Origin of the sequence: Nocardiopsis listeri NBRC 13360, from assembly GCF_001570765.1 — a bacterium.
Taxonomy (GTDB): Bacteria; Actinomycetota; Actinomycetes; order Streptosporangiales; family Streptosporangiaceae; genus Nocardiopsis; species Nocardiopsis listeri.
In genome coordinates this window covers 64,685-77,537 of record NZ_BCSH01000042.1, presented here as the reverse complement: position 1 = coordinate 77,537, position 12,853 = coordinate 64,685, and the positions used below count along the sequence as shown (strand labels likewise).

Genomic DNA, 12,853 nt, shown 5'->3' with positions numbered 1-12,853 from the left:
CCGGCACCATCGCCGTCGAGTTCTTGTTGAGGGACGAATGGGACGAAGAGCGTTCCGCGTCGAAGGGGACCTACCTCGTCCCGCTACCCGAGGATCTGTCCCAAACCATCGGAACCTGGGCCTTGGACCGGTTGCGTGCACTCCTCCCCAAGATCGATCGCTCCTTCACCCCGGCGGACTTCTCCCGAGAAGGAGTGATCGGCAGCCAACTGACCGATCTCCTGATCAGGCCCGCTCACCAGAGTCCTTGGCCTGAATAGTGACCCGCAAAACCCCCGATCTCGACCATGGAAGGCACTTCATGGCCCACCCCCCTTCATGGCTCCCGAAGAACGTCGGCGGTTACCGCGTGACCTCTCGGCGGTTGGGCAGCGGCGGCTTCGGTGACGTGTACCTCGGCGTGGGGGACGCGGGTGCGCAGGCCGCCATCAAGTTTCTTCGCCCTGAGCTCATCGACAGTAGCGAGGCACGGTGGAGGTTCACCCGGGAGATCGATCAGCTACAGAAGGTCAGTCCCTTCTGCGTCGCGCCCGTTCTGGGCGCCGACAGCGATTGCCCGACCCCCTGGATCGCGACCGAGTTCATCGACGGCCCGACCCTGCGAACGGCGGTGTTGGATGAAGGCCCCCTTCAGGGCGCCCAGTTGCAGCGTTTGGCCGTGGACACCGCCGGAGCGCTCGTGGCGATCCACGCCGCCGGGGTACTCCACCGCGACCTGAAACCCGAGAACATCCTTCTGGCCCCGGATGGTCCCAGAGTCATCGACTTCGGGATCGCCCGAGCCCTGGAACCCTTCGCCGTGATCGCCAGCGGCACGATCGGTACCCGGGGCTACATGTCCCCCGAACAGGTGACGGACGACCCACTGACACCCGCGGTGGACATCTTTGCTTGGGGAGCCCTGCTCACTTTCGCCGCCACCGGCAAGGAGGCCTTTCCCGCTCACAACCAAGCGGCGTGGATCCATCAGCTGTTGTCCGGTAGCCCCGATCTGCACGACGTGCGGGAACCGTTCCGAAGCATCATCCACGAGTGTCTCTCCAAGGATCCGGCCGATCGCCCCACCGCGCAGGACCTACAACGACGCGTCACCATGATGCGGGTGCCCGACACCCGAACCCTCCGGTACACGGAGGCATCCCCTTCCACACTCGTCAGTCCCACCCGAGTGGTGACCGATGAGGATGACTTCTGGGACCTGTGGGGAGAAGGGGATTCCTTCGACGAGGAGACGACGGACCCGACTCCACCAGGGCCCGAGGCTCCGGCACACCAATTGGCGCATGTCCTGGCCCGGACCGTGACCGACCTCGTCCGCGCGGGCCTTTCCTCTGTGTCCACCAACCTGCTCGCCGAAGCCCATGTCATCCATTTGGAAGGTGTCTCGCTGCCGGAGAACGCCTCCTTCACCAAGGATCTGGAGTGGGTCGCCCTCCCCTCACCTCACGGCGGAGGGCTGCTGGTATCCGTCGGCCCGGACGAGTGGTTCCCCGCCGACACCCACTTCGCCGAATCCACGGGGCCCATCCCTTGGGGGTTGTGGATTCTCGCCGCGACAAGCGCGAAGTACCCTTCACGCGTCGTTGCCGGCGCACTACGCGAAGGCGAGGCCGAGGTCGCGAGGACGGTACTCGACTGGGGCGCCCGGCATGGGGACCCCATCTGCATGATGACGCTCGGAATCTCCCTGTTCCGGGCCGGCCGGTTCCGGACGGCCGAAGGGTTGCTACGCGCAGCTCTCGATCATCGGCACGCACCTGAAATCAGCTTCGAACTCGGCTGGCTCCTCATGGTCACCGGACGCTCTGATGAGGCCGAACAGATGCTTCGCAGGTCCGCCGACAGTGGTTTCAGTAGGGCACTGGCGTTCTTGGGCGCTCTGCACACCGGCGATGGCGAAATGGAGGAGGCCGAGCGGTGGCTGATGCAGGCCATCGATTCCCACGATGCTCTGGGCATGCTGTTCTGGTCTTGGGATCTGAGTGAGGCGGGCTACGTGCACGCTGCTCGTAAGTGGTACGACCGGGCTTTGTCCATCGACGGGGTGGACGTCCTCATCGAGGCCGGTGACCTCTACCGATCACTCGATATGCGGTGGATGGCGGAGCAGCACTATCGATCCGCGGCCGATCAGGGCAGCGCCGTGGCCAAGGAGCGCCTCGGTGACCTGGACGAGCTCATGGAGGGAATCAAACGGTCCCTGGCCGACTTTCGCAAAGGCGAGGAAGAGAACGAGCCCTACCCCGCCATATGACCGGGCTCCGAACGCCCCTTCACGGCCCCAAGCCCATGTCCGTGCGATCACGTCCTCCCACAACCACACGGACAGGTCCGTGGGCCGCTGCACCGGATCGGTGACCGACAACAGCGTCGCAGCCAGGGTGGCTTTGAGGCGGTAACCCGCCCGGGTCCACCAGCACACTCCGGTGTCGCCCCTGGTGATGAGGGTTCCGCCAGGGTGCACCGTCCATCGTGAGAACCCCCTTGGCCGGATGTGGACACGGGCTCATGCGCTCTCGCCAGGTCTTTCACGATGGCGGCCCTGCCGACCCCGGCCGACACAGGAGCAACCTGCCCAACACATGACCCACAATGTCGGACATGAAGGCATTTGTGGGCGTCACGGACAAGACTTGGGCCGACTTTCTCGCTCAGCGCCCCGAGCTGGATGAGATCAACTTCTGGCGTCCTGCGGGACAGAAACGCTTCGTGGCACTCTCCCCCGGGGACCCGTTCCTCTTCAAAACCCACAAGCCGCATGACCGGATCGTGGGCGGCGCCGTCTTCAGCGGTTTCGCGTTCGTACCCCTGTCCGAGTCCTGGGCGGCGTTCGAGGAAGGCAACGGCAGGAAAGGGCCCGAAGAGCTACGCGAGGCGCTCAACAAGTATCGCGCGAAGAACAAGATGGCCTTGATCCAGCCAGGAGAAGATCCCCTCATCGGCTGCATCATGCTGCGTGACCCGGTGTTCCTGCCCGAGGAAGAGACCTTCCCGCCACCTCCCGACTGGGCCTACAACCTCGTTCAGGGCAGGGGCTACGAGAACATCACCGACCACGAAGTCGCCGGCTACTTCGCCCCCGTCATCGAACGGATCTTCAAGCAGAGACCTTCGGAGGTCCTCGCCGAGGACAAGAGCACCGTGAGGGCCACCTGGGAACACCATGGCCAGATGTTCGGTCAGGCCGCCCCCACCCGGCGTCGCCTGGGACAGGAAGCGTTCAAACTCGCGTTGCTGGACGCATATGACGGCCGATGCGCCATCACCCACCAGGCCGTACGTCCGGTGTTGGAAGCCGCGCACATCCATCCGGTGGCCGCGGGCGGCCTGCACCGACTCGACAACGGCCTGCTTCTACGCTCAGACGTACACAGGCTCTTCGACCTGGGTTACCTGTCAGTGGCCCCGAACCTGAAGGTCCGGATCAGCCCCCGCCTGCGCGAGGACTTCCCCGATACCGAGGAATACACCGCTTTGGCGGACAAGCCGGTGACCGTCCCCAAGGCGAAGGTGGATCGCCCTTCTCGGGACGCCCTGGGATGGCATCTGAGCAAGGTCTTCAGGGCCAGGTGACTCAGGTCCGGCATCGGCGCCTCTTTGGTGAGTGGCCCCGCCCTTCGGATGGAGGACGGGGCCACTCATCGTTCAGCGCCTGAATCCCTAGATCAGGGCGCCCGGGGGCTTGAACAGGCCGCCGTCGGCGAAGTCGTCGTCCTCGGAGCGGTCGGCGTCGCGCTCGCCCTCCGGCTCAACGGTCTCCGTCACCACCCTCTCGGGCAGCAGCGGACTGGGGTCGCCGTGCCAGGACACCACCAGCGAGTCCCTGGCCCGGGTGGCCGCCACGAACAGCGTGGACCGCGCCTTTTGCACCTCTTGGCGGTACCGGGCCGGGTCGCTCTCGCGCAGCCGCTCCAGGTCGGCGCGGGGCACCAGCCCCTCGCTCACCCCCGCGATGGCCACGTGCTGGTACTCCAGTCCCTTGAACCGGTGCAGGGTGCCCACGTGCACCGCCTGTTCGAAGCCGGCGGGTGGGCCCTCCTTGCCGAGTTTGGCGGCGCGCACCCCGGCCTTGTTCAGGGTGAACTGCACCTCGTCGACCTCGTCGCCGGTGGGCGCGGCCACCGCGATGGACGGTACCGCGTCGTGGGGGGCGTTCTCCTGGAGTTCTCGGGCCCAGGAGACGATGGCCTCGCATTCGGCCGCCCAGGTGGGCGATCCGCGGAAGGCGGGTCGGGGCCCGCGCAGCACCGACCGGTACCCCGACAGGGTGTCGACGCCATCGTCCAGATCGTCCCAGTCCTCCTCCCCCAGCAGCCCCAGCGCCGAGCCCAGGATCTCCCGGGTGGTGCGGTAGCTGAGGGTGAGCCGGGAGGACCGTCCCCGGATATTGATGCCGAGTGCGCCCAGGGACACCCGGTTGTCGTAGATGCGCTGGTGGGTGTCGCCGACCAGGAAGATGTCGTTCTCGCCGTGGTCGACCATGGCGCGCAGCAGGGTCCAGTGCGCCGAGCTCAGGTCCTGGGCCTCGTCGACCACCACGTGTTCGTAGCGAAAGCGCAGGCGGGTGAAGGATTCGTCCGCGCGATGCAGGAACTGGCCGCCCTCACGGCCCTCGCTTTCGCGGTTGGCCAGGATCTTGGCGGCCCGTTCGGCTTCGGCCTGTGCGGCGGCCTGGGCCACCTGTCGGAAGGTCCACACGCCCTTCTCCTCCAGGCGCATGGTGAACCGTTCCACCAACTGCCAGATCTCGGCGCGCTGGGCGCGGCTGATGCGCTGTCCCCGCCCGGCCCGGCGGGCCCGGAAGTACTCCGAACGGGAGCGGATGCCCTGGCCCAGGATGACCTGGTTCCACTCGTCTTCGAGGAACTCGGCGGTCCAGCGCTGTTCGCCGAGTTCGGTGACCATGCTCCGCCATTCACGGCCGACCTGGTTGTCGAAGATGGGCCGACGTCCATGGCCGCCCTGGCCGCTCTCGTTGACGATCCGGAAGCTCAGCTTGTCGATGTTGACGATGTCGACCCGGTCCACGACCTCTTGTCCGGCCAGGTCGAGAAGTCGGTGGCGCAGGTCGGCGGCCAGGTTGGTGTTGTAGGTGGTGAGCAGGACCGCCTTGTTGCGGCCTCGCGGCAGGCTCTCCACCAGGTGCTTGACCCGGTGCAGCGCCACGATGGTCTTGCCGGTGCCGGGACCTCCGCTGACCCGGGCGGGGCCCCGGTAGGAGCGCTCGACCAGTTTGTACTGGGTGGGGTGCAGGAACACCTTCCAGGCGGAGAAGTCGTCCTCCAGCACCTCGCGCAGGTCGGTGTCGGAGGTGGTGACCCGGGTGGTGGGCCGGGCCAGGGCGGCGGTGATGTCGGAGGTGTCGACCGGTTCGGTGGCGGTGACGGGGCCGGTGATGTCCTTGAGGACCTCGTCGAAGTCGCGGCCGTCGGCGAGGGCGAGCAGGACCTCCTCGGTGTGGGCGGGGGCGCCGTACACCAGTTCCAGTAGCGCGCTCTCGCTGCACACCTCCAGTGCTTCGGCGATGAGGCCCTCGGCGACACCGAGGGCACGGAAGCGGTCGGGGGTGTGGTCGGCGAACAGTGGCGTCGTCGGGGGTTCGCTCACCTCGGGAGCCGGTTCCGGGGCCGGGGGCACGGGGACCGGCTCGGGCTCGGCGGCGGGCGGTTCCTGCTCGGCGCCCTCCGGGGCCGACTCGACGACCGAGCCGGGGCCGGGATCCGGGGCGGCCTCCTCGGTGGTCTCGCGCGACTCCACGATCCCGAAGATCTCCAGCGCGCCGGTGACCTGGTTGACCTCGTACCGGAACCGGTCGAGGTTGTCGTAGACGTGCTGCCTCGCGCGCACGCCCACCAGGATGTAGTCGCCGCCGCCCACGTGGAACAGCAGCGCCCGGTAGTCGGCGTTGACCCGCGCCGAGAACAGCTTGTCGTGCCCCTTGAGCTGTTTGAACCTCAGCCCGGTGGCGTCGGGGTTCTCCCGGAACTTGTACTGGAAGTCGTACAGGGCGCCCTTGACGTTCTGGGGGAGCTTGCGGATCTGCTTGTCCGCCTTGTCCAGCAGCCGCAGGGTGGTCTTGGTGGGCACGCTCAACCCTTCGCTTTCTCTTCGTCACGAGCGGGCCGCTGGGCGGATCGCTCCTGGGGGCGGTCGGTGCTCGCGGTCAGCAGGTCGACCAGGTCGGCCGCGTTCCAGTCGGCGGCCTCTCGAACGTGCCAGCCTGCCGCGATGTAGGCGGCCACGCAACGGTCGCGTTCGTCGACGCCGCCCTGGAGTTCGGCGGGCAGCACCACGGCCACGCCCCGATCGGGCCAGGCCAACTCGGCGGCCCACAGCCCGGGGGCCTCCAGTTCGTAGCCGACCTCGGGCACGGGGACGCCGTGCCGGGACAGTTCCTCGGCGAGCGCGGTCAGCGCGGGGTCCTCCACCTCCACCAGCTCCCAGACCTGTTCCCAGGCAGGGTCGCTGACGGCGGTGTCCGCCGGTTCCACGGCAGCCGGTTCCGTGACCTCCTCGGCCCTGGCCGGTGTCGCCCCGGCCGGGACCGGCTCGATCTCGCCCGCTTCGACCCCGCTCACAGCGGCCGGCTCCACAGCGACCGGCTCGACCTCGACCGGTTCCTCCCGTGCCGGCTCCACTCGGGGCGCGGAGGAGACCGAACGCAGGAGGGTGTCGCCGAGCAGTTCCTCGACCTCCGACTCCGCCGGCGGGTGCTGGGCCACGCTCGCCTCGAAACCGTGTCCACCGAACGCGACCAGCGACGCGGCGTCGAAGGTATCCAACGTGCTCAGCGCCAACTGCGCGCCGTCCCCGCCCTGGGCGGGCAGGAACTGCACGAGGTTGCCCCAGTACAGCCAGGCCTTCCAGCGGCGTTTGTGCGCGTCGACGTCGGCGGTGATGGTCTCGGTGCGGTCGTCCAGGACCACCACGGCGCTGAAGGCCCTCTGCGCCAGTTGACGAATGACCACGGTGCGCAGCCCCGAGGCGTCGACCCCGCGAACCAGCTGGCACTCCCCCTCCCGAACCGGCTTGGGCAGGGCCTCCCCCTCCAGCACGGAGGTGAATCGGGGCGCCATTTCGATGCCCGGCACCTGGGTCCGGTCGGTGCCCTTGAGCCCGAGCATCCCGGCCACCAACGCGGCGCTACGCCCGGCCCACGCCTTGTCGTCGGGGTCGGTGAGGTAGGCGAAGAGGGCCCGAGCCGGGTTGATCCAGGTGAGCCGTTCCAGTTCCTTGGGGTCGGAGCCGGCGAACGCCTTCTGGGCGACCATGCGCCCGCCCGTGTCGTAGGGCTCCCAGACCGGGGTGCCCTTCTTGAGCACCGCCGCGTCCTTGCCCTTCTCCAGGAATTCCACGTCGTCCCAGGTGAGCGCGAAGACGGTGATGTCCTGGGAGCGCAGCCAGGCGCGCTTGGCGGCGTCGTCGGCGATCCGGTTCTTGTCCGGGGCCGCGTGGTAGCGGTACCCGTCCAGGTACACGGCGACCTGTTGGCGGGCCGAGTCCAGTCGACGGAACACCACGTCGGGGCGGGTGAGGCCGATGGTGTTCTGCAAGATGACCTCCCAGCTCACCACGCCCTGGTCGGTGTTCAGGCGCAGGACCGCCTTCTTGCTCCCGTTCACCTCGCCCTCGCGTTTGAAGGAACGGGCGGCGCCGCCCTCTTGGGCCCAACGTTCCATCGCGCCGAGGAAGCGCCCCTCCAGCTCGCTCTCCACCTGGTCCCACAGGGAGATCAGGCCGGTATGGGGCACGTCGGCGGTGCGCCAGTCGTCGAGCAGGTCGGCGAGCATGCCCCGGGCCACCTCGCGGTCCGCGAAGGGGAACTCGCGGTCGTCCACGTGCGCGAGCAAGCAGCGGTGGCAGGCCTGACGGCCGGTGGGCTCGTAGGCGCAGGGGCACTCCTCCAACATCCGGCGTGCGGCCCAGAGGATCTTGTGGATGCCGTCGGCACCCTTGCGCGGGTTCAGGTAGCCGCTGCCGCCGGGCAGGGTGTCGTAGACGACCAGGTAGCGGCGCTGGTGGCCGGTGTCGGCGTCGGGCATGGTGGCGACCACGGCGTCCAGGTGGTCCAGGGCGCCGCCGTAGACGCGGGCGAACCCGGCCATGAGCGCGGCCTTGAAGCTGACCATGCGTTCCTGGGTGTGCACGGTGGCCACGGGCAGCAGGATGCGCAGCGCCTCGGTGCGCAGGGTGTGCGCGAGCAGCAGGGGCACGTGTTCGACGTCGTCGCCGCGTCGCTGCGAGCACCAGGGCCGGTGGTAGCTGCGCTCGTTGTTGTACTGGCTGCCCAGCACCCCGGACACGGCCTGGACCGGGTCGTCGGCGGTGGCGCCGCCGCAGGCCCGGCACACCTGGAAGGGATTGATCGCCACCTGTTCACCGGCGAAGGAGACCTCGGAGGTGCGTTTGGCGCCTTGTCGGCCCAGGTTGAATCGGCGCACGGTGGCCTCGCGGGTGAACTCCACACCGAAGGCGTGCCTGGCGTGCCGCCAGGCGCCTTCCTCGACCCGGTCCGCGGGGATGTCCACGGCCACGGCCGTCTGGTAGTACTCGCGGCGTCGGTCGTCGTGGTCGTCCCGGATGAGGGCGTCCTCGCGGCGATCGCGGGCGTGCACGCGGGTGGGCTCCAACACCAGGTGCAGGTTGGAGCGGTCGCCGATGAAGGCGTTCTGGCAGCGCGGGCAGGGCGAGGTGTCGTTCTCGGCGTTATGGGTGCGCACGTATCCACACCCCGGGCAGACGCGCCAAGGGTGGTAGGCCTGCCGGGCCCGGGAGCCGATGTCCAGACCGTCGATCTGGTGCCGGAATCCACGAACGTAGTAGTGGTTGCCGGGGGCGAACTCGGTCAGGGCCATACGGGCGGCGCGCTGGTACTCGCGCACCTCGGAGCGGAAGGCCCGATCTCCGTCGGGGCCCTCCTCGTCCCAGGTGAGGGTGGCCTCCAGGTCGACGGCCCCGTCGATGAGCGAGTAGTTGGGCAGCACCCCGTACTCGACCAGCACCCCGTGCGCCCCGGCGCGACCGATCTCGCCGATGCGACGCTGCACCGCGGCGCGTTCGGCCTTCAAGGCGCGCTTGCGGCCCTTCTGTTCGGGGTCGGAGTCCAAGAGGCGGTCGATCTCGCCCTTGACGGTGGCCACGCGCTCGCGCAGGTCGTCGAGGCGTTCGTCCCAGGCGCGTTCGGCGGCCTCGAGCTTGGCCCGCAACCCCTCCTTGGCGAACTTCTCCAGCTGCTCGGCGGCCTCGGGGTCGACGTCGTCTCCGGCGCCGGTGAACAGGTCCAGGAAGGCCTTCATCTGTTCGGGGCCGATCTTCAAAGCGGAGGCGGTGAACCCGCGTAGCCAGCCCAGGTCGCCGAAGAGGTCGGCGGCCCGTCCTGGTAGTGCCGGGCAGCCGGGCAACCGCTCGCGGGCGGCCAGGTCGATCAGGTGGGCCACGTACTGGCGGCGCAGGATCTCCACCGCCGAGGGGAAGCTGCCTGGGGGCGCGATGCGCCCGGCGATCATGTCGCGGGGCTCTTGCAGGTAGTACTGCTCGCGGGCGCGCCGGCCCACCAAGGTGAGCAGGAAGGCGTTGCCGGTGCGGCGCCCGGCCCGGCCAGCGCGCTGCACGTAGTTGGCGGGCCCGCGCGGCAGGGAACCCAGGATGACGGCGGACAGGTCGCCGATGTCGATGCCCAGTTCCAAGGTGGGGGTGGCCGACAGGACGTTGGGGTCGGTGTGGCGGTCCCCTTCCTTGAACGCCCGTTCCACGTTCTCGCGTTGGGCACGGGTGAGCTGGCCGGTGTGTTCGGCGGTGGTCACCCGGAAGGGTTCGGCCTCCCGGTACAGGCGCCGGTAGTAGTCGCTGCGAAAGCGCGGGTTCTCGTCGGGCAGCAGCTCACCCGAGCAGCGGTAGCGGGGACAGCGGGCCCGGCGCCAGTCGCCTTGGTGGTCCAGGGGAACGGTCTGGCGCCAGTTGCACACCGAACAGCTCAGGCCCGCGCGGGTGACCTCCTCGGGCCCGATGCCGGTGACACCGATGTGGCCGGGAGTGAGCCCGTAGACGCGGGTGGTGTTGTCGTCGGTGGAAAAACGCGCGATGACACCTTCGTCGTGCAGCAGTTCCAAGAGCCGACCCAGGTAGCGGGTGGCGGCGTCGGCGGGCACGCCCAGGCACCGGGTGGTCCAGTCCTGGTACCAGGTGCCCTTGCCGGCGATGGAGTCGAACTCGCTGCCGGTCTTGGCCCGGTCCAGCAGGAAGCGGGGCGCGGGCATGGTGACGCCGCGTTTGGGCTTGGGGAAGGCCGGCATGCCGTCGGGGCGCTTGCCCCAGATGGTGCCGTAACGCTTGGTCCCGGCGTTGGCGATCCACTTGTCCAGCCAGTGGTGCCGGATTCCGCCCCGGGTGCGGATACGGTCCAGCAGTCCGCGCACGTAACCGCGGAACACCTCGGGTTCGGGCAGGCCGGTGAGCGCTTCGGCGCTGTGTTGGAGCAGGTCGCGGGCCAGACCGGCGATCCGGTCGGGGTCTTGGAGACGAACGTGGGCGGTGGCGGTGCGGGTGAGTTCGATGGTGCGGCCCTGTCGGGAACGCAGCCCGAACTCCATGACGGCGGTGAAGGCCAACCGCTCGCCCACCATCTCCCATTGGGCCTGGGTGCCGGTACTCTCCCCGGCCAGGAGTTCGTCGATGCCCTTGTGGTCGTGCAGGTCGGGCGGGACCACGCACGCCAGGAAGCTGGGTTTTTGCGCCTGGAGGACGGTGTCAGCGATGAGGTCGTTGAGGTACTTGCCGGTGCCGTCCTCGGCCATCTGGGAGGCGAGCAGGGAGCGGGCGGAGAAGGTGTAGGAGCGATTGGCGACGAACCCGGCGCGGTGGGCGGCGTCCTGGACCGAGTCGTTGAACAGCAACGTCTTGGGGACGTCGTCGCCGTGGGCGAGCTGGCCGCCGGTGAACAGTTCGGTGACCGCCACCGAGGCCAGGGCCGCCAGGCCCGAACCGAGGAAGCGGGTGCCCTGGTCGGCTTCGCAGATCGGACAGCGATCGTTCTCGGCGGCCCGGAAGGCCTGGGCGTCGTGGCGCACGTCCACGTACACGAACACGCCGTCGAAGTCCCCGGCGTCGTAGGCGTCGATGTCGGCTTGGGTGGCGGGGCGCACGTGCGTGCCAGCCGAGGACAGCACCCGCACCGTTCGGGCGGAGTCGCTGCCGGCGGCCTCCTTGCGGGTGGCGTGCATGAGCGGACGCAGGCCGCGCTTGGCGGTCACGGCGGTCCGGTAGATCTTCTCTGGCGCGGTGTCCAGGTCGTCGGGGGTGGACTCGGGCGAGATGGCCGCCCACCCGGAGCGGCCGCACTGGCGGCAGTAGACGGCGGGCAGGTGGGCGTGGCCCAGGGTGCCGGTGGTGGTGTCGGCGGTGCGGCCGATGGGGGTCTCGCCGTGCCAGGCGAAGGAGGGCCGGTCCGAGACCGCCCGCAGCAGCCGGGAGACCGAGCGCACCCATAGGTGCGTCTCGACCGTCACCAGGGCGGCGTCGGGTTTGCCCTTGGGCGGGGGTGGCGCGTCGGGGTCCCGGGCCAGGGAGAGCAGCGCGACGTAGCGCGACAGCGCCTCGGCGGTCAGCTCGGGGGTGCCGCGCATCGCCGCGCCCCACACGTAGGCGCCGTTCTCGGGGAGCTGTTCGAGCACCTCATCCATGGACCGCACGGCGCCGTCCAGGATGGCCAGTACGGCCTTGGTGAGGATGTGCTTGCGCAGGACCGCGCCGAGTTCCCTGGGGGTCAGGTCGTCCCGGTCGGTGAAGGCCGCCATGATCGGGCCCATGTTGGCGGGGTTGCCGTGCGGGTCGGGCAGGTTGGCCACCCGCACCGGGTGCGGGACGGGGAGTTCGTAGTCCAACTCGTCCATGAACTCGTCCAGGCCCAGCCGGTCCTCGCCGATGATGGCGTCGGGGCCGAAATGGGTGCCGAAAACGGTCGCGGCGACCTCGCAGATGGCGCTGGTGGGGTCGGCGGAGTCCAGGACGGTGTCGGCGGAGGTGCTGGGGGCGGCCTCGTCCTGACCGAGGGTGGCGCTGGTGGCCACGGGGCAGATGTTGCCCAGCGGGTGGCCGGGGCGGGCGTTGCCGGTAGCGGCGGCCAGACGGCGCAGCAGCATGGCCACGTCGGTGCCCTGGGCGCCGTCGTAGGTGTGGAACTCGTCCACCACCACGTAGGTGAGTTCGGAGTCCCGCCACAGAGGAAGGTCGTCGGCGCGCTGGAGGAGCAGGTCCAACATCTTGTAGTTGGTGACCAGCACGTCCGGGCGCAGGCGGCGGATCTCGCCCCGAGAGGTGGCGACGTGCTTGTAGTCGGTGGCGGGGGTGTCACCGATGTACAGGCCAGCGGTGACCCCGGCCAGGGCGGGGTCGGCGAGACGGTCATTGATACGTCCGGCTTGGTCGGTGGCCAGGGCGTTCATCGGGTAGAGCAGGACCGCCTTGACACCGCGCTTGCCGGCGGCACGGGCCCGACGGCAGTGGTCCAGGACCGGGACGAGGAAGGACTCGGTCTTACCGGAACCGGTACCGGTGGTGATGAGGGTGGGTTCGGGGGTCTTGTCCAGGGAGGACAGGCGCTGGAAGGCCTTCGCCTGGTGCAGGAACGGCGTGAAGCCGGCCGGGTGCCATTCCAGGGCCGAGCGCCAGGAGTCGTCGGACTTCCGGAAGGGCGTGCGAACCCGGAGGTAGGGGCCCCGGAAGATGCCTTGGGTGGGGTCGTTGAAGAACGATTCCAAGCCTTCACGGACCGGTTCGTCGGCGAGCGCGAAGGTCGTGGAGAGGTACTGGGTGATGTTGCGACGTACCTCGGCGGCGGCGAGCGTGGGCTGCATCG

Annotated in this window: 5 protein-coding genes; 3 read left to right on the top strand and 2 right to left on the bottom strand. The window is 69.0% G+C overall.

The window, feature by feature from the left end; genetic code table 11:
* The 3 genes from NLI01S_RS26400 to NLI01S_RS14115 all read left to right on the top strand — a co-directional run.
* On the top strand, positions 1-260 hold a 260-nt coding region (locus NLI01S_RS26400), incomplete at its 5' end, for a hypothetical protein (protein ID WP_223809243.1).
* A 41-nt stretch (positions 261-301) separates the two neighbouring features.
* On the top strand, positions 302-2,254 hold the full coding sequence (locus NLI01S_RS14120) for a protein kinase domain-containing protein (RefSeq protein WP_067604514.1): 1,953 nt from the start codon (positions 302-304) through the stop codon (positions 2,252-2,254).
* A gap of 347 nt (positions 2,255-2,601) precedes the next feature.
* Entirely contained in the window at positions 2,602-3,573 is a 972-nt protein-coding gene (locus NLI01S_RS14115) for an HNH endonuclease (RefSeq protein ID WP_067604526.1), read from the top strand.
* An 87-nt stretch (positions 3,574-3,660) separates the two neighbouring features.
* Here the strand turns inward: NLI01S_RS14115 and NLI01S_RS14110 are convergent, their stop codons facing one another.
* Together NLI01S_RS14110 and NLI01S_RS14105 are read right to left on the bottom strand one after the other, a co-directional pair.
* Positions 3,661-6,093, bottom strand: a complete 2,433-nt coding sequence (locus tag NLI01S_RS14110) for a UvrD-helicase domain-containing protein (RefSeq protein ID WP_067604512.1) — start codon at positions 6,091-6,093, stop codon at positions 3,661-3,663.
* The gene (locus NLI01S_RS14105; RefSeq protein WP_067604510.1) at positions 6,090-12,851 is read right to left on the bottom strand and encodes a DEAD/DEAH box helicase; all 6,762 of its coding nucleotides are present in this window, start codon (positions 12,849-12,851) and stop codon (positions 6,090-6,092) included. Before NLI01S_RS14105 ends, NLI01S_RS14110 begins: the two co-directional genes overlap by 4 nt.
* Positions 12,852-12,853 lie beyond the last annotated feature (2 nt).

Coding starts and splice junctions, on each gene's coding strand:
- NLI01S_RS14120 (WP_067604514.1), top strand. CDS start 302: ATGGCCCACCCCCCTTCATGGCTCCCGAAGAACGTCGGCGGTTACCGC.
- NLI01S_RS14115 (WP_067604526.1), top strand. CDS start 2,602: ATGAAGGCATTTGTGGGCGTCACGGACAAGACTTGGGCCGACTTTCTC.
- NLI01S_RS14105 (WP_067604510.1), bottom strand. CDS start 12,851: ATGCAGCCCACGCTCGCCGCCGCCGAGGTACGTCGCAACATCACCCAG.